Raw genomic sequence first — 18,111 nt, 5'->3', positions numbered from 1 at the left:
AACTAGAAAATTACCTTAAATTTTCTGGTTATTTTTTTATAATTTTTAACCACAATTTTATAAACAGTTGAAAGTCTTTTATATCAAGTATCCACAGACTTATCCTAGTTATCCACAACCATTCCCTTGCACTTTTACATTTCTTTTACACAAAATTTACGCTATATCCACATTGTTAAGCACTACTTATCCACAGTTTATACACGTTTTGTTGATAAGTACACACGTTCCCTATTGACGCACTTATTTTCCCACAATTTCTATTTAGTATTAAAAATAGTGCTAAGTACACATGTATTTGTAAATCATTGTACTTAACACTAACTTTTAATTATTCAACAGTTGCTTCTTCAATATCCATATTATTTTGGCCATTTAAATCTAAATCTGCTGTAATACCAGCTTTATAGAAATAATATGCAGCAGCACCAATCATTGCTGCATTGTCTGTACATAATTTAGGGCTTGGTATAGAGAGTTTGATATCATGTGTTTTACATAATTCTTGTAAACGTTGACGTAAACCTTTATTACTCGCAACGCCTCCTGCTACAATTAAACGATTAACATTATATTCCTCACAAGCGTGAATCGCTTTCGTACTTAATACGTCGACTACACTATTTTGAAAACTTGTAGCAACATTTGCTTTATTAATTTCTTCATTTTTTTGTTTTAAATTATGTAATTTATTAATTACAGCACTTTTCAAGCCACTAAAACTAAAATCATAGCTATCTTTCTCAAGCCATACTCTTGGGAAATCATACGTATCCTCACCTAAAGCAGCTAATCTATCTACTTCTGGGCCACCTGGATATGGTAAACCAATCGTTCTAGCAACTTTGTCATAGGCTTCACCGACTGCATCATCACGCGTTTCACCAATCACTTCGAAATTCATATGATCTTTCATATAAACTAATTCTGTATGCCCACCAGAAACGATTAGTGCCATTAAAGGAAACGTTAACGGTTCCTCTAAATGATTCGCATAAATATGACCTGCAATATGATGAACCGGAATAAGTGGCTTGTCATAAGCAAATGCTAGAGCTTTCGCAGCATTGATGCCAATTAACAATGCCCCAATTAAACCAGGCCCTTGTGTTACTGCAATAGCGTCAATCTCTTCCATTGTGACATCAGCAGCAACGAGTGCCTCTTCAATTGTTGCAGTGATACCTTCAACATGGTGTCTACTTGCCACTTCAGGCACGACACCACCGAAGCGTTTATGACTTTCGATTTGGCTTAATACAGTATTCGATAATATGGTATCGCCGTTTTTAATCACACTGACACTTGTTTCATCACAGCTAGTTTCTACTGCTAATATTAAAGTTTCATTATTCATTTAAATTCACCCACATGACTAATGCATCCTCGCCTTCTCCATAATAATTTTTTCGTTTTCCTCCAAATTGGAATCCCAAATTTGTGTAGACATGTTGTGCTACATAATTTGTTACCCTAACTTCTAAGCTCATGACATCACATGTTGTTTTTGCGAAATCCATCACATATTTAAGTAATAATTGTCCTAATCCATAACCTCTATAATCTTTGCGAATTGCCACGGTAGTGATCTGAGCTTGATCAATCACTATCCAGAGCCCTAAATAACCAATAATTTCATTTTCGAAAATGATAACAAAATACTTTGCGAAGTTATTTTCATTCAATTCATGATAAAACGCATCAATTGTCCAAGAACTGTCATTAAAACTTTCACGTTCAATATCAAATACACTTGGGACATCATCGACTTGCATTGCTCGTATCGTTAATTCTGATTCTGCTGGTTTAACCAATTGCGTTCCGCCTCTGACATTTTGATATAATTTGGTACAAATGTATGGATATCTTCAGCTTCAGTCACCAATGAATACATTACAGATGCACGTGGTAGATTAGCTTGAATATCACCTTTTAACTGATTTGCTAACTTTTCAGCATCTGTGCCAATAAATAAATATGACTGATGTTGTTCATTTAACCAATCTAATAAGTCTTTAGTTGAAATATATTGGTCTTCTAAAATAGTTCTTAGTTCTCCATCGATATATTGATAAACGCCAGTGTAGACCGCTTCACGACGTGCATCAAACACTGATACTAATAAACGATCTTTGGCTTCACTTTCATCTACTGTAGCTGCTAAACCTTGTAATGAAGATACGCCGTACAACTTAGTATTTAAAGCATAAGCTAGTGTCTTTGCAGTTGTAACGCCGATTCTCACACCTGTATAAGAACCTGGACCTTTGGCTACTACAACAGCATCTAATTCTTCTTTATTTAACTTCGTTTGTTCAAATAAATTTCTAATACCTGGCATTAATTGACTTGAATGATCTTTATTACTTTCTACTGTGTGCTCTGCTAAAACTTGGTCGTTGGCCATTAAAGAAACCGACATAGGACGATTAGACGTATCAATAAGTAGTGAATTCACGTTCAACTTCCTCCTTAACTTTAGAATAATGGTCGCCTTTCGCAATCAACTCAATCGCACGTTCTGTTTCACTCACCGTTTTAATATTAATAATTAACTGCGTAGCGGGTAGTAAATCTTCAATGAATTGGCTCCATTCAATCACGGTAATGGCTTCATCTTCAAAATATTCATTAAATCCTAAATCTTCATCAGAATCTTCAAGACGATAACAATCCATATGATGTAACTTCAGCGATTTCCCTTTATACGATTTGATGATGTTAAACGTAGGAGAATTAATATTTCGTTTTACGCCAAGATGTTTACCTATAAATTGAGTTAATGTTGTTTTACCTGCGCCCAAATCACCATTTAATAAAATTAAATCTCCTGGTTTAAGATATTTAACTAATATGCCAGCAAAACGATTCATGTCATCTAAATGTTTTATACTTATCATTTGCTTTGCTCTCTCCTATTTTGAAAATTCCTTATAACTATATTTACTAATAGAAATTTTAAAATCACATTTTTAACTTACTAATTGTAACAAATTCTAGCTAAAATTTCTCTCTATTCAGATGAAATAAGAATTTGTTAATTGTTAGAAAATTCAAAAAATAGTGTTGACTTCAAAAGTATGTTGTAGTAAATTTAATTTATCGAATTTTAGAATAATTCTAATAATTACATAACTCACCATTCATTAGAAAGGAGTATATTAAAATGACTCAATTTAATACACAACCGCACACTGTAATTCATAATTTAATTATTTTATTATACTCGCAAGGGCTGGAACTTTAGTAGTCAATACATACTAAATGTTTAAGTCCTATTTCTCATTGAATGGGACTTACAAACGTCCCAATCACATTGGGACGTTTTTTTATTTTCAAAATTCAATAACCTGACGGGGGAATTATTAATGAGAAGCGACATGATTAAAAAAGGTGATCATCAAGCACCTGCGAGAAGTCTTTTACACGCCACGGGAGCACTCAAAAATCCAACAGATATGAACAAACCATTTGTAGCAATTTGTAATTCTTATATTGATATAGTACCAGGACACGTCCATTTGCGAGAATTAGCTGATATCGCTAAGGAAGCAATTCGTGAGGCAGGTGCTATTCCATTTGAATTTAATACAATCGGCGTGGATGATGGTATAGCTATGGGACATATTGGTATGCGCTATTCACTCCCTTCCCGAGAACTTATTGCTGATGCTGCTGAAACTGTCATTAATGCACATTGGTTTGATGGCGTATTCTATATTCCAAACTGCGATAAAATCACACCGGGTATGATTTTAGCTGCTGTCAGAACAAATGTACCAGCCATTTTTTGCTCAGGTGGACCGATGAAAGCTGGTCTTTCCGCTCAAGGTAAAGCACTCACTTTATCTTCAATGTTTGAAGCTGTCGGCGCTTTTAAAGAAGGTAGCATTACTAAAGAAGAATTTCTAGATATGGAGCAAAACGCCTGCCCTACTTGTGGCTCATGTGCAGGTATGTTTACTGCTAATTCAATGAACTGTTTAATGGAAGTCCTTGGATTAGCACTACCTTACAATGGCACAGCTTTAGCTGTTAGTGAGCAACGTCGTGAGATGGTTCGTGAAGCTGCTTTTAAATTAGTTGAGAATATTAAAAAGGACATTAAACCTAGAGATATTGTCACTAGAGAAGCGATTGATGATGCTTTCGCATTAGACATGGCAATGGGTGGTTCAACAAATACTGTATTACATACACTAGCGATTGCTAATGAAGCTGGTATTGATTATGACCTAGAGCGCATTAATAAAATTGCGAAACGTACACCTTACTTATCTAAAATTGCACCGAGCTCTGCATATTCAATGCATGATGTGCATGAAGCTGGTGGCTGTCCAGCTATTATTAATGAATTAATGAAAAAAGAAGGCACGTTACATCCTGACCGTATTACAGTTACAGGTAAAACATTGAGAGAAAATAATGAAGGTAAAGAAATTAAAAATTTCAAAGTCATTCACCCACTTGATGCACCATACGATAAAGAAGGCGGTTTATCTGTATTATATGGTAATTTAGCGCCTAAAGGAGCAGTAATCAAAGTTGGAGGCGTAGATCCATCTATCAAAGTATTCACTGGTAAAGCTATTTGTTTCGATTCACATGATGCAGCTGTTGAAGCGATTGATAATAAAACAGTACGCGAAGGTCATGTCGTGGTTATTCGTTACGAAGGTCCTAAAGGTGGTCCAGGCATGCCAGAGATGTTAGCCCCTACTTCTTCAATCGTAGGTAGAGGATTAGGTAAAGATGTAGCACTAATTACTGATGGACGCTTTTCAGGAGCAACGAGAGGTATCGCTGTTGGACACATCTCTCCAGAAGCCGCTTCTGGTGGTCCTATAGGATTAATTAAAGATGATGATGAAATAACAATTAATTTAATTCATCGTACCCTAAACGTTAATCAACCTGATGAAGTACTTGAGCAACGTAAACAAGCTTTACCCCCTTTTAAAGCGAAAGTTAAAACAGGTTATTTAGCGCGATACACTGCTTTGGTTACTAGCGCAAATACGGGTGGCATTATGCAAGTGCCTGAGAATCTCATTTAATATTAAGGAGTGTTAGCAATGACGAATAAAAAGGAAAGTACCGTAATCGAATCTCAATCTCATTCGAATGAACCCCTTTCTGGTTCAGAATTACTAGTGGAAACATTATTACATGAAGGCGTAGATTTTATCTTTGGCTATCCAGGTGGTGCCGTATTACCCCTATACGACACATTTTATGACGGAAAGATTAAACATATTTTAGCGCGTCACGAACAAGGTGCTACTCATGCTGCTGAAGGTTATGCGCGTGTTTCTGGTAAGACAGGTGTCGTAGTCGTTACTAGTGGTCCAGGAGCAACTAACGCTATCACTGGTATTACTGATGCTTACAGTGATTCTCTACCCCTTGTCGTTTTTACAGGCCAAGTAGCAACGCCAGGTATCGGTAAAGATGCTTTCCAAGAAGCAGATTTACTTTCAATGACTACACCAATTACTAAAGCGAATTATCAAGTGAAACATGTAGATGATATCCCAAGAATTGTTCATGAAGCGTTTTATGTGGCTAATTCAGGACGTAAAGGCCCTGTGGTCATTGACTTCCCTAAAGACATGGGTGTATTAACATCTTCTGCTCCCCTTGAAAATGAAGTTCATTTACCTGCATATAACGTTGTAGAAGAACCAAATGAAGCCGATATTCAACAATTAAGCGAGTATTTATCTAAAGCTAAAAAGCCACTTATTTTAGCTGGAGCGGGTATCAATCACTCTAAATCAAATAGCTTGTTAACGGCATTTGTCACTCAACACCAAATACCAGTCGCTACTACATTATTAGGCTTAGGCGCTATACCATATGAGAATCCACTATTCTTAGGTATGGGCGGTATGCATGGATCATATGCAAGTAATATGGCATTGACTGAATGTGATTTGCTCATTAACTTAGGTAGTCGTTTTGATGACCGTTTAGCAAGTAATCCTAATGAATTTGCTCCGAATGCAACTGTTGTCCATGTAGACATCGATAAATCAGAAATTAATAAAGTCATTTCTACTGACTTAGGCATCGTTGCTGATTGTAAGAAAGTGCTCGAATCGTTGGCGCACACATTTTCAAATACGGTTGAACACTCTGACTGGGTTAAACACTGTTTAGCGAATAAAGATAAGCACCCATTTAAATATCAACCAGCTGATGAAACGTTCTGTAGACCTCAAGAAGCGATTGAATATATTGGCAAGATTACTCACGGAGATGCAATCGTAACGACTGATGTAGGCCAACATCAAATGTGGGCAGCTCAATTCTATCCATTCAAACATTATGGGCAATGGGTCACTAGTGGTGGTTTAGGTACGATGGGCTTTGGTATCCCTTCAGCAATCGGTGCACAATTAGCTGCACCAGATAAGACAGTGATTTGTTTCGTTGGTGACGGTGGTTTCCAAATGACAAACCAAGAAATTGCCCTATTACCTGAGTATAACCTGAACGTAAAAATCGTTCTTATCAATAATGGAACGTTAGGCATGGTTAAACAATGGCAAGACAAATTCTTTAATAAACGTTTTTCTCATTCCGTATTCAATGACCAACCTGATTTTATGAAAATGGCTGAAGCATACGGTATCAAAGGTTTCTTAATTGATAATCCAAAGAATTTAAAAGCAACATTAGACGAAGCTTTTGCATATGAAGGACCTGCATTAATTGAAGTGAGAGTATCCCCTGTTGAACCAGTTAATCCTATGATTCCTAGTGGTAAAGCGAATCATGAAATGGAGGGTCTAGAATGAAAAGAACGTTACATTTAAAAGTTACAGATCAATTGAGCACGCTAAATCGTATTACCAGTGCTTTCGTAAGATTACAATACAACATCAGTGAGTTAACCGTTAAACCTTCTTCAGAGAAAGGCATTTCAGATATGGTGATCACTGCAAATATTGAAGATGAAGCTATCCTTAAAATTTTAATTGCAAAGTTAAATAAACAAATTAGCGTTATCGATATTGAAGAAGTTAAGGCTTAATATTTAATCAAATGATGCGCTAGCATTTACAAATATTTTAATAACATAATGACTATCATCAACTGTTGTAGATAATTTATATCTATAATATTAAGAATATTCAAAATTTTATGTAAGTTACAAATTGGAGGAACGTATTATGACAAAAGTTTATTATGATCAATCAGTTGAAAAAGATGCTCTACAAGGTAAAAAAATTGCAGTAATTGGTTACGGTTCACAAGGACATGCGCATGCACAAAACCTTAAAGATAATGGTTATGACGTAGTCGTTGGTATTCGTCCTGGACATTCTTTTGATAAAGCTAAAGAAGATGGCTTTGATGTTTATCCAGTTAGTGAAGCAGTTAAACAAGCAGATGTCGTTATGGTGTTATTACCAGATGAAATCCAAGGTAACGTATACAAAAACGAAATTGAACCTAACTTAGAAGCAGGTAATGCATTAGCTTTCGCACATGGTTTTAACATTCACTTTGGTGTTATCCAACCCCCTGCTGATGTAGATGTATTCTTAGTTGCACCTAAAGGTCCTGGTCATTTAGTAAGACGTACTTTTGTAGAAGGTACTGCTGTACCAGCATTATTTGGTGTACAACAAGACGCTTCTGGTCATGCACGTGATATTGCTTTAAGTTATGCCAAAGGTATTGGCGCAACTCGTGCTGGTGTTATTGAAACTACATTCAAAGAAGAAACTGAAACTGATTTATTCGGTGAACAAGCTGTACTTTGTGGTGGTATCCATAAATTAATTCAAAGTGGTTTTGAAACTCTAGTAGAAGCTGGATATCAAAAAGAACTAGCTTACTTCGAAGTACTACATGAAATGAAATTAATCGTTGATTTAATGTATGAAGGTGGTATGGAAAACGTTCGCTATTCTATTTCAAATACAGCTGAATTTGGCGATTATGTATCTGGTCCACGTGTTATCACTCCAGAAGTTAAAAACAATATGAAAACTGTATTAGAAGATATCCAAAACGGTAACTTTGCTAATCGTTTTGTTAAAGATAATGAAAATGGCTTCAAAGAATTCTATCAATTACGTGAACAACAACACGGTCATGAAATCGAAGCGGTTGGTCGTGAATTAAGAAAAATGATGCCATTTATTAAATCTAAAAGTATTCAAAAATAACTAACAAGGAGATGTTAAAAATGGAAAGCCATATTCAAATTTTTGATACTACATTGAGAGATGGTGAACAGACACCCGGTGTTAACTTTTCTTTTGATGAACGTTTAAAGATAGCTAAACAGCTTGAAAAATGGGGTGTAGATGTACTTGAAGCAGGATTTCCCGCTTCAAGTACAGGAAGTTTCAAGTCTGTTCAAGCCATTTCAAAAGCTTTAACTACTACTGCTGTATGCGGATTGGCACGTTGTAAAAAATCTGATATCGACGCAGTATACGAAGCAACTAAAGATGCAGTCAAACCAGTAGTTCATGTATTTATAGCAACCTCCCCTATTCACTTAAAACATAAACTGAAAATGACACAAGAAGAAGTGCTTGCATCTATAAAAGAACATGTCACTTACGCTAAGCAATTCTTTGATGTGGTTCAATTCTCACCTGAAGATGCATCTAGAACAGACATGGCATTTCTCATTCAATCTGTGCAAACTGCAGTAGATGCTGGAGCAAGTATTATTAACATTCCAGATACTGTTGGATATAGCTACCCTATTGAATATGGCCAAATTTTTAAATCTTTAATTGAAAATGTTAAATCAGAACATGACGTGGTTTATAGTGCCCATTGTCATGATGATTTAGGTATGGCAGTTGCGAATAGTTTAGCTGCTATAGAAAATGGCGCTAAACGTATTGAAGGTACTGTGAATGGTATTGGTGAACGTGCAGGTAACACTGCACTTGAAGAACTCGCATTAGCATTGTATGTTCGTCGTGATCATTACGGCATTGAATCAAACCTAGTTCTTTCTGAAACTAAAAATACGTCTGACCTTATTTCTAGATATGCAGGAATTCGTGTTCCTAGAAATAAAGCCATTGTTGGACAAAACGCATTTAGTCATGAATCAGGCATTCATCAAGATGGCGTGCTTAAAAATCCTGAAACTTATGAAATTATGACGCCTCAATTAGTCGGTATCCGTCAAAATGAATTACCTTTAGGCAAACTTTCTGGTAAACATGCTTTTGCGGAAAAATTAAAAACTTTAGGCTATGATATTACTCCAGAAGAACAAGTAGAGTTATTCAAGCAATTTAAAGCCGTAGCAGATAAGAAAAAATCTGTTTCAGATAGAGATATCCATGCAATTATTCAAGGTACTGAACATGAACAAAATGCCATTTATCAACTTGAAACACTGCAACTACAATTTGTATCTAACGGTCTACAAAGCGCTGTCGTTGTCATTAAAGATAAAAACGGTCGTGTATATCAAGATTCAAGTATTGGTACAGGTTCTATCGTTGCTATCTATAACGCTGTTGATCGCATTTTCCAAAAAGAAAGTAAACTGATTGATTATCGTATTGATTCTGTTACAGAAGGTACGGATGCACAAGCAGAAGTACACGTGGAACTTGTTATTGAAGGTCACCCAGTCAATGGTATGGGTATTGATCATGATATTTTACAAGCTTCTTGTAAAGCTTATGTGGAAGCTCACGCTAAATATGTAGCTGAAACTACTGAGAAGGAAGGTAATTAATCATGACGTATTCAATTGTAGCTTTACCCGGTGATGGTATTGGCCCAGAAATTTTAAATGGAAGTTTAGAACTACTGCAATTAATTAGTGAGAAATATCATTTTACTTATACTTTAGAAAGTTTTGATTTTGGAGGAGCTGCCATCGATTCGCATGGCACTTCCCTTCCTGATGATACATTGGCTGCTTGTGAAAAAGCTGATGCTATTTTGTTAGGTGCTGTAGGCGGACCTAAATGGACTGACCCTAACAATCGCCCTGAACAAGGTTTATTAAAGTTACGTAAGTCTTTAGGATTATTTGCGAATATACGCCCTACTAAAGTAACTGAAGGTGCGACTCAATTTTCTCCTTTAAAAGAAGAACGAGTTAAGGGTACTGATTTAGTTATCGTACGTGAATTAACAAGTGGAATCTACTTCGGTGAGCCTAGACATATTAATGAACGTGAAGCACTTGATTCACTTACCTATACGAAACAAGAAGTGGAACGTATTGCTAGAGTTGCATTTGAATTAGCTTCTCATCGAAAAAAGAAAGTAACTTCAGTGGATAAGGAAAATGTGCTCGCTTCAAGTAAGCTTTGGCGTCAAACAGTAATTGAAGTTAGCAAGGATTATCCTGAAGTTGAACTTAATCATTTACTTGTCGATGCGTGTAGTATGCACTTAATCACAAATCCAACTCAATTTGATGTAATAGTAACTGAAAATTTATTCGGAGATATTTTAAGTGATGAAGCTTCAGTTATACCAGGTTCTTTAGGTCTATCTCCTTCAGCTAGTTTTAGTTTAGAAGGTCCAAGATTATATGAACCTATTCATGGATCAGCGCCAGATATTGCGAATCAAAATATCGCTAATCCTGTTGGTATGATACTTTCTTTAGCAATGTGTCTTAGAGAAAGTTTAAATCAAGATGAAGCTGCCACTGAATTAGAAGACTATGTATATACATTGATTAAAGAAGGTAAAACAACACCTGATTTAGGTGGCAATTACAAGACAACTGAAATTTTCAATCTTTTAAAAGAAAAATATAACTAAAAGGAGGAGTACAAAATTATGGGACAAACATTATTTGACAAAGTTTGGGATAAACACGTCTTAACTGGCAAAGAAGGCGAACCTCAACTCTTATATATCGATTTGCATCTTATACATGAAGTTACTTCTCCTCAAGCGTTTGAAGGTTTAAGATTACAAAATCGTAAATTGCGACGACCTGATTTAACGTTTGCAACGCTAGATCACAATGTGCCTACAATTGATATTTTTAATATTAAAGATGAAATTGCTAATAAACAAATTACTACCCTTCAAAAAAATGCTAAAGATTTTGGTGTCCATATTTTTGACATGGGGTCTGATGAACAAGGGATCGTTCATATGGTAGGACCAGAAACTGGTTTAACTCAACCTGGCAAGACTATTGTATGTGGTGATTCTCATACTGCTACTCATGGCGCTTTTGGAGCTATTGCCTTTGGTATTGGTACGAGTGAAGTTGAACATGTCTTTGCAACTCAAACTTTGTGGCAAACAAAACCTAAAAATTTGAAGATAGATATCAATGGAACACTTCCCACTGGTGTTTATGCAAAAGATATCATTTTGTATCTCATTAGTAAGTATGGTGTCGACTTTGGCACTGGTTATGCATTGGAATTTACTGGTGAAACCATTAAGTCATTATCTATGGAAGCAAGAATGACGATTTGTAATATGGCCATTGAAGGTGGCGCAAAATATGGACTTATCCAACCTGATGAGATTACTTTTGAATATGTTAAAGGACGTAAATATGCACAAAACTTTGAGATAAGTATAGATGAATGGCGTACGCTTTATTCTGATGACGATGCACATTTTGATAAAGTCATTGAATTAGATGTCAGCAATTTAGAACCTCAAGTCACTTGGGGAACTAATCCAGAAATGGGCGTAGGTTTCGATACACCTTTTCCAGAAATAAAAAATATTAATGATGAACGGGCATATCAATATATGGGACTATCCCCTGGTCAAAAAGCAGAAGATATCGATTTAGGATACGTCTTCTTAGGATCTTGTACGAATGCTAGATTATCTGATTTAGTTGAAGCAAGTAAGATTGTTAAAGGCAATCAAGTGCATCCTAAAATTACAGCGATCGTTGTACCTGGCTCCCGCACTGTTAAAAAAGAAGCGGAGGCTATGGGTCTTGATAAAATCTTTAAAGAAGCTGGGTTTGAATGGAGAGAACCAGGTTGCTCAATGTGTCTAGGAATGAATCCTGACCAAGTCCCTGTAGGCGTACATTGTGCGTCTACAAGCAATCGTAACTTTGAAGGTATACAAGGTAAAGGCGCAAGAACACATCTTGTATCTCCAGCAATGGCTGCAGCTGCTGCGATTAATGGTAAATTTGTAGATGTTCGAAAGGTGGTTGTTTAATTATGGAAATGCAACCTATTACGACTTATACAGGTAAAATTGTCCCATTGTTTAACGATAATATCGATACCGATCAAATTATACCTAAAGTCCATCTTAAGAGAATTACTAAAACAGGATTTGGGCCGTTCGCTTTCGATGAGTGGCGTTACTTACCTGATGGTACTGATAATCCTGATTTTAATCCTAATAAACCTGAATATAGAGGGGCTTCTATATTAATTACAGGTGATAACTTTGGCTGCGGTTCTAGTCGTGAACACGCTGCATGGGCATTAAAAGATTACGGCTTTAATATTATTATTGCTGGAGGATTTAGCGATATCTTTTATATGAATTGTACTAAAAATGGTATGTTACCGATTGTTCTTGATGAAGATACAAGACATTATTTAGCAACTCAAACTGAAATTACGATAGACCTCCCTAATCAAACAGTTTCAACTAATGAAAAGTCATTTCACTTTGATATTGATGAAACTTGGAAGAATAAATTGGTCAATGGTTTAGACGATATTGCCATTACGCTTCAATATGAAGATTTAATAGAAAAATATGAAAAACAAAGTAAGGGTTGATAGAATATGACATTTAAGACGACAGTGACATCAAAAGATATAGATGAAGCTTATTTACGAATCAAAGATATTGTTAAAGAAACACCTCTCCAATACGACCACTATCTCTCTCAAAAATATGATTGTAATGTGTATTTAAAAAGAGAAGATTTGCAGTGGGTTCGTTCATTCAAATTACGAGGTGCATATAATGCCATTTCTATATTAGACCACGAAGCACAAGCTAAGGGTATTACGTGTGCTAGCGCTGGCAATCATGCACAAGGTGTCGCTTATACTGCTAAGGCATTAGGGTTAAACGCAGTCATCTTCATGCCTGTCACTACCCCACTCCAAAAAGTAAATCAAGTAAAGTTCTTTGGGGCTGAAAATGTAGAAATTGTACTTACTGGAGATACCTTCGATGATTGTCTTAAAGAAGCACTACAATATACTAAATTACATCAAATGACTTTTATTGATCCATTTAATAATATTCATACTATTGCTGGTCAAGGCACATTAGCTAAAGAAATTTTAGAACAATCTAAAGAAGATAATGTCGTATTTGATTATTTATTTGCTGCTATTGGTGGAGGTGGATTAATTTCTGGCGTAAGTACTTATATGGATGATTTCAGCCCTCATACTCAAATTATTGGCGTAGAGCCTGCAGGTGCAAGTAGTATGTTTGAATCTGTAGTGATTCAAAATAAAATTATCACTCTAGATCATATTGATAAATTTGTTGACGGCGCTTCCGTTGCTCGCGTCGGTGACATCACATTTGATATTGCAAAACAACACGTCGATGATTATGTTCAAATTGATGAAGGCGCTGTATGTTCGACTATTCTTGATATGTATTCAAAACAAGCGATTGTAGCTGAGCCAGCTGGTGCGTTAAGTGTTTCGGCTTTAGAATCCTATAAAGATAAAATTAAAGGAAAAAATGTAGTGTGTATTGTAAGTGGCGGAAACAATGATATCAATCGTATGAAAGAAATTGAAGAACGTTCGTTGTTATATGAAGAAATGAAACATTACTTCATTCTTAACTTTCCTCAACGTCCTGGAGCACTCAAAGAATTTGTTAATGAGGTGCTAGGGCCACAAGATGATATTACTAAGTTTGAATATCTGAAGAAATCATCTCAAAATACTGGTACAGTTATCATTGGCATTCAACTTAAAAATCATGATGATCTTAGTCAATTAAAAACGAATGTGCATGATTTTGATCCTTCGAATATTTATATTAATGAAAATAAAATGTTATATTCATTGTTAATTTAGGTGCAAATGTGAATTGAAGGGTTCTAAGATAGATGTTGACTGATGAACATTCACTCATTCTGTTGCGACGCTTGCCTAGGGTACAGTTTTAGCCAGAAATTCCTCACAGATAAATCTGTGGGGATTTCTAAGGTCTTCTAAAGCAGTTCTTAAATGGAGCACCATTTCACTTAAGTTGAGACGCTTGCCTAGGGGGCTGGGTCGAGCCTTGGTCTCGACACTCATCCTGTTCCCTCAGGCGTCGCTCAACTACGTTCCATTACCCATTTTAGAACTACTTACTTAAGTGTGTAAGCACTTAAGTTCATTAATAATCTATTCCTCAGGCGTCACACAACATCATTTCGTTGGTCATATTTAGAATTTCTTACCTAAGTGTTAAAGTACTTAGGTTCATTAATAATCAACATAGGAGTTCCCAGAACTACGTTTCGTTATCTATCTTAGAATACCTGTCATAAATATAACAACACTAATGTTTGTAAAAAAACAGAGCAGTAGTTTTGCTACCGCTCTGTTTTTATCTCAGGACTACTAATAGTTTAAATAAACTCGCTGCTCTCTTTCCTCAATTCATCAGCTTCAATCGCTTTCTCTTCGTAAAGCTAAATATACGTAAACGTGATCTATAACTTTAATTTTAGACATAAAAAAAGAGACCTTACGGTCTCAATATTGCCTGGCAACGTCCTACTCTAGCGGAACGTAAATCTGCTACCATCGGCGCTAAGGAGCTTCCTTTACTTTGAGGCAAGCGCTCGCATCTTTCTTCATTGTCGTCTTTCGCTTGCTCATTTAGTTTAACTAAACTCGCTGCTCTCTTTCCTCAATTCATCAGCTTCAATCGCTTTCTCTTCGTAAAGCTAAATATACGTAAACGTGTTCTATAACTTTAATTTTAGACATAAAAAAAGAGACCTTTCGGTCTCAATATTGCCTGGCAACGTCCTACTCTAGCGGAACGTAAATCCAACTACCATCGGCGCTAAGGAGCTTAACTTCTGTGTTCGGCATGGGAACAGGTGTGACCTCCTTGCCATTGTCACCAGACAAGTGAATGATTATACATTCAAAACTAGATAGTAAGTAAAGATTTTGCGTCGCAAAACTTGAAAAAATTGATTAAGTCTTCGATCGATTAGTATTCGTCAGCTCCACGTGTCACCACGCTTCCACCTCGAACCTATTAACCTCATCATCTTTGAGGGATCTTATAACCGAAGTTGGGAAATCTCATCTTGAGGGGGGCTTCATGCTTAGATGCTTTCAGCACTTATCCCGTCCATACATAGCTACCCAGCTATGCCGTTGGCACGACAACTGGTACACCAGAGGTATGTCCATCCCGGTCCTCTCGTACTAAGGACAGCTCCTCTCAAATTTCCTACGCCCACGACGGATAGGGACCGAACTGTCTCACGACGTTCTGAACCCAGCTCGCGTACCGCTTTAATGGGCGAACAGCCCAACCCTTGGGACCGACTACAGCCCCAGGATGCGATGAGCCGACATCGAGGTGCCAAACCTCCCCGTCGATGTGAACTCTTGGGGGAGATAAGCCTGTTATCCCCGGGGTAGCTTTTATCCGTTGAGCGATGGCCCTTCCATGCGGAACCACCGGATCACTAAGTCCGTCTTTCGACCCTGCTCGACTTGTAGGTCTCGCAGTCAAGCTCCCTTATGCCTTTACACTCTATGAATGATTTCCAACCATTCTGAGGGAACCTTTGAGCGCCTCCGTTACCTTTTAGGAGGCGACCGCCCCAGTCAAACTGCCCGCCTGACACTGTCTCCCACCACGATAAGTGGTGCGGGTTAGAAAGCCAACACAGCTAGGGTAGTATCCCACCAGCGCCTCCACGTAAGCTAGCGCTCACGCTTCAAAGGCTCCTACCTATCCTGTACAAGCTGTGCCGAATTTCAATATCAGGCTACAGTAAAGCTCCACGGGGTCTTTCCGTCCTGTCGCGGGTAACCTGCATCTTCACAGGTACTATGATTTCACCGAGTCTCTCGTTGAGACAGTGCCCAAATCGTTACGCCTTTCGTGCGGGTCGGAACTTACCCGACAAGGAATTTCGCTACCTTAGGACCGTTATAGTTACGGCCGCCGTTTACTGGGGCTTCGATTCGTAGCTTCGCAGAAGCTAACCACTCCTCTTAACCTTCCAGCACCGGGCAGGCGTCAGCCCCTATACATCACCTTACGGTTTAGCAGAGACCTGTGTTTTTGATAAACAGTCGCTTGGGCCTATTCACTGCGGCTCTTCTGGGCTTGCACCCTAAAGAGCACCCCTTCTCCCGAAGTTACGGGGTCATTTTGCCGAGTTCCTTAACGAGAGTTCGCTCGCTCACCTTAGAATTCTCATCTTGACTACCTGTGTCGGTTTGCGGTACGGGCACCTATTATCTATCTAGAGGCTTTTCTCGGCAGTGTGAAATCAACGACTCGAGGAAACAATTTCCTCTCCCCATCACAGCTCAATCTTAAGAGTGCCGGATTTGCCTAACACTCAATCTCACTGCTTAGACGTGCACTCCAACAGCACGCTTCGCCTATCCTACTGCGTCCCCCCATCGATTAAAACGATGTTAGGTGGTACAGGAATATCAACCTGTTATCCATCGCCTACGCCTGTCGGCCTCAGCTTAGGACCCGACTAACCCAGAGCGGACGAGCCTTCCTCTGGAAACCTTAGTCAATCGGTGGACGGGATTCTCACCCGTCTTTCGCTACTCACACCGGCATTCTCACTTCTAAGCGCTCCACATGTCCTTGCGATCATGCTTCAACGCCCTTAGAACGCTCTCCTACCATTGTCCAAAGGACAATCCACAGCTTCGGTAATATGTTTAGCCCCGGTACATTTTCGGCGCAGTGTCACTCGACTAGTGAGCTATTACGCACTCTTTAAATGATGGCTGCTTCTAAGCCAACATCCTAGTTGTCTGGGCAACGCCACATCCTTTTCCACTTAACATATATTTTGGGACCTTAGCTGGTGGTCTGGGCTGTTTCCCTTTCGAACACGGACCTTATCACCCATGTTCTGACTCCCAAGTTAAATTAATTGGCATTCGGAGTTTGTCTGAATTCGGTAACCCGAGAGGGGCCCCTCGTCCAAACAGTGCTCTACCTCCAATAATCATCACTTGAGGCTAGCCCTAAAGCTATTTCGGAGAGAACCAGCTATCTCCAAGTTCGATTGGAATTTCTCCGCTACCCACAGTTCATCCGCTCACTTTTCAACGTAAGTCGGTTCGGTCCTCCATTCAGTGTTACCTGAACTTCAACCTGACCATGGGTAGATCACCTGGTTTCGGGTCTACGACCAAATACTAAACGCCCTATTCAGACTCGCTTTCGCTACGGCTCCACATTTCCTGCTTAACCTTGCATCAGATCGTAACTCGCCGGTTCATTCTACAAAAGGCACGCCATCACCCATTAACGGGCTCTGACTACTTGTAAGCACACGGTTTCAAGTTCTCTTTCACTCCCCTTCCGGGGTACTTTTCACCTTTCCCTCACGGTACTGGTTCACTATCGGTCACTAGAGAGTATTTAGCCTTAGGAGATGGTCCTCCCAGATTCCGACGGAATTTCACGTGCTCCGTCGTACTCAGGATCCACTCAAGAGAGAATATATTTTCAACTACAGGATTATTACCTTCTTTGATTCAACTTTCCAGATGATTCGTCTAATATATTCCTTTGTAACTCCGTATAGAGTGTCCTACAACCCCAATAAGCAAGCTTATTGGTTTGGGCTCTTCCCGTTTCGCTCGCCGCTACTCAGGGAATCGATTTTTCTTTCTCTTCCTCCGGGTACTAAGATGTTTCAGTTCTCCGGGTCTGCCTTCTGACAAGCTATGAATTCACTTGTCGATAACACGACATAACTCGTGCTGGGTTCCCCCATTCGGAAATCTCTGGATCAACGCTTACTTACAGCTACCCAAAGCATATCGTCGTTAGTAACGTCCTTCATCGGCTTCTAGTGCCAAGGCATCCACCGTGCGCCCTTAATAACTTAATCTAATATAGTTATTAATCTGTGAGTGTTCTTTCGAACACTAGCGATTATTT

13 protein-coding genes and 2 rRNA genes are annotated in these 18,111 nt (G+C 38.2%); 9 read left to right on the top strand and 6 right to left on the bottom strand.

Annotated elements, in window-relative coordinates; all coding sequences use genetic code 11:
- Positions 1-331: 331 nt before the first annotated feature.
- Genes tsaD through tsaE form a run of 4 tightly spaced genes read right to left on the bottom strand, consistent with a single transcriptional unit; the run spans position 332 to position 2,900 of the window.
- A complete protein-coding gene (gene tsaD, locus MT340_RS04355) occupies positions 332-1,357 on the bottom strand; it encodes a tRNA (adenosine(37)-N6)-threonylcarbamoyltransferase complex transferase subunit TsaD (RefSeq protein ID WP_243588929.1) in 1,026 nt (341 codons plus the stop codon).
- A complete protein-coding gene (gene rimI / locus MT340_RS04350) occupies positions 1,350-1,814 on the bottom strand; it encodes a ribosomal protein S18-alanine N-acetyltransferase (RefSeq protein ID WP_243588928.1) in 465 nt (154 codons plus the stop codon). Before rimI ends, tsaD begins: the two co-directional genes overlap by 8 nt.
- The gene (tsaB, locus tag MT340_RS04345) at positions 1,787-2,458 is read right to left on the bottom strand and encodes a tRNA (adenosine(37)-N6)-threonylcarbamoyltransferase complex dimerization subunit type 1 TsaB (protein WP_243603603.1); all 672 of its coding nucleotides are present in this window, start codon (positions 2,456-2,458) and stop codon (positions 1,787-1,789) included. The genes rimI and tsaB overlap by 28 nt, the downstream gene beginning before the upstream one ends.
- Complete coding sequence (gene tsaE / locus MT340_RS04340; RefSeq protein WP_243588926.1) at positions 2,439-2,900, bottom strand: tRNA (adenosine(37)-N6)-threonylcarbamoyltransferase complex ATPase subunit type 1 TsaE; 462 nt, start codon at positions 2,898-2,900, stop codon at positions 2,439-2,441. The genes tsaB and tsaE overlap by 20 nt, the downstream gene beginning before the upstream one ends.
- Before the next feature lie 468 nt (positions 2,901-3,368).
- Between tsaE and ilvD the strand changes: the two genes are divergently transcribed.
- The 9 genes from ilvD (at position 3,369) to ilvA (ending at position 14,021) form a co-directional block, all read left to right on the top strand.
- Positions 3,369-5,057: a dihydroxy-acid dehydratase gene (gene ilvD / locus MT340_RS04335; RefSeq protein WP_243603602.1), complete on the top strand. Its 1,689-nt coding sequence runs from the start codon at positions 3,369-3,371 to the stop codon at positions 5,055-5,057.
- A gap of 18 nt (positions 5,058-5,075) precedes the next feature.
- Positions 5,076-6,803 carry a biosynthetic-type acetolactate synthase large subunit gene (gene ilvB, locus MT340_RS04330; protein ID WP_243588925.1) on the top strand — a complete coding sequence of 576 codons (1,728 nt, stop codon included), beginning with the start codon at positions 5,076-5,078 and terminating at the stop codon, positions 6,801-6,803.
- Entirely contained in the window at positions 6,800-7,039 is a 240-nt protein-coding gene (locus MT340_RS04325) for an ACT domain-containing protein (RefSeq protein WP_243588924.1), read from the top strand. Before ilvB ends, MT340_RS04325 begins: the two co-directional genes overlap by 4 nt.
- Positions 7,040-7,178: 139 nt before the next feature.
- Entirely contained in the window at positions 7,179-8,183 is a 1,005-nt protein-coding gene (gene ilvC / locus MT340_RS04320; RefSeq protein ID WP_103365355.1) for a ketol-acid reductoisomerase, read from the top strand.
- A 20-nt stretch (positions 8,184-8,203) separates the two neighbouring features.
- Positions 8,204-9,733 carry a 2-isopropylmalate synthase gene (locus tag MT340_RS04315; protein WP_243603601.1) on the top strand — a complete coding sequence of 510 codons (1,530 nt, stop codon included), beginning with the start codon at positions 8,204-8,206 and terminating at the stop codon, positions 9,731-9,733.
- A 2-nt stretch (positions 9,734-9,735) separates the two neighbouring features.
- Entirely contained in the window at positions 9,736-10,779 is a 1,044-nt protein-coding gene (gene leuB / locus MT340_RS04310; protein ID WP_243588922.1) for a 3-isopropylmalate dehydrogenase, read from the top strand.
- Between the two features lie 18 nt (positions 10,780-10,797).
- The gene (gene leuC / locus MT340_RS04305) at positions 10,798-12,168 is read left to right on the top strand and encodes a 3-isopropylmalate dehydratase large subunit (RefSeq protein WP_243588921.1); all 1,371 of its coding nucleotides are present in this window, start codon (positions 10,798-10,800) and stop codon (positions 12,166-12,168) included.
- A 2-nt stretch (positions 12,169-12,170) separates the two neighbouring features.
- The gene (gene leuD, locus MT340_RS04300; protein WP_279390693.1) at positions 12,171-12,746 is read left to right on the top strand and encodes a 3-isopropylmalate dehydratase small subunit; all 576 of its coding nucleotides are present in this window, start codon (positions 12,171-12,173) and stop codon (positions 12,744-12,746) included.
- A gap of 6 nt (positions 12,747-12,752) precedes the next feature.
- A complete protein-coding gene (ilvA, locus tag MT340_RS04295; protein ID WP_243588920.1) occupies positions 12,753-14,021 on the top strand; it encodes a threonine ammonia-lyase IlvA in 1,269 nt (422 codons plus the stop codon).
- Between the two features lie 935 nt (positions 14,022-14,956).
- On the opposite strand, the gene rrf is transcribed toward ilvA, so the two are convergent.
- Both rrf and MT340_RS04285 read right to left on the bottom strand, forming a co-directional pair.
- Positions 14,957-15,071, bottom strand: a 5S ribosomal RNA gene (gene rrf, locus MT340_RS04290).
- A 68-nt stretch (positions 15,072-15,139) separates the two neighbouring features.
- Positions 15,140-18,061: ribosomal RNA gene (locus MT340_RS04285) — 23S ribosomal RNA — on the bottom strand.
- Positions 18,062-18,111 lie beyond the last annotated feature (50 nt).

This window comes from Staphylococcus sp. NRL 16/872 (assembly GCF_022815905.2).
Taxonomy (GTDB): Bacteria; Bacillota; Bacilli; order Staphylococcales; family Staphylococcaceae; genus Staphylococcus.
The sequence above is the reverse complement of the archived record's forward strand: the minus strand, read 5'-3'. Positions and strand labels throughout refer to the sequence as shown.

Coding starts and splice junctions, on each gene's coding strand:
- ilvA (WP_243588920.1), top strand. CDS start 12,753: ATGACATTTAAGACGACAGTGACATCAAAAGATATAGATGAAGCTTAT.
- ilvC (WP_103365355.1), top strand. CDS start 7,179: ATGACAAAAGTTTATTATGATCAATCAGTTGAAAAAGATGCTCTACAA.
- leuD (WP_279390693.1), top strand. CDS start 12,171: ATGGAAATGCAACCTATTACGACTTATACAGGTAAAATTGTCCCATTG.
- leuB (WP_243588922.1), top strand. CDS start 9,736: ATGACGTATTCAATTGTAGCTTTACCCGGTGATGGTATTGGCCCAGAA.
- leuC (WP_243588921.1), top strand. CDS start 10,798: ATGGGACAAACATTATTTGACAAAGTTTGGGATAAACACGTCTTAACT.
- ilvB (WP_243588925.1), top strand. CDS start 5,076: ATGACGAATAAAAAGGAAAGTACCGTAATCGAATCTCAATCTCATTCG.
- MT340_RS04325 (WP_243588924.1), top strand. CDS start 6,800: ATGAAAAGAACGTTACATTTAAAAGTTACAGATCAATTGAGCACGCTA.
- tsaD (WP_243588929.1), bottom strand. CDS start 1,357: ATGAATAATGAAACTTTAATATTAGCAGTAGAAACTAGCTGTGATGAA.
- MT340_RS04315 (WP_243603601.1), top strand. CDS start 8,204: ATGGAAAGCCATATTCAAATTTTTGATACTACATTGAGAGATGGTGAA.
- tsaE (WP_243588926.1), bottom strand. CDS start 2,900: ATGATAAGTATAAAACATTTAGATGACATGAATCGTTTTGCTGGCATA.
- ilvD (WP_243603602.1), top strand. CDS start 3,369: ATGAGAAGCGACATGATTAAAAAAGGTGATCATCAAGCACCTGCGAGA.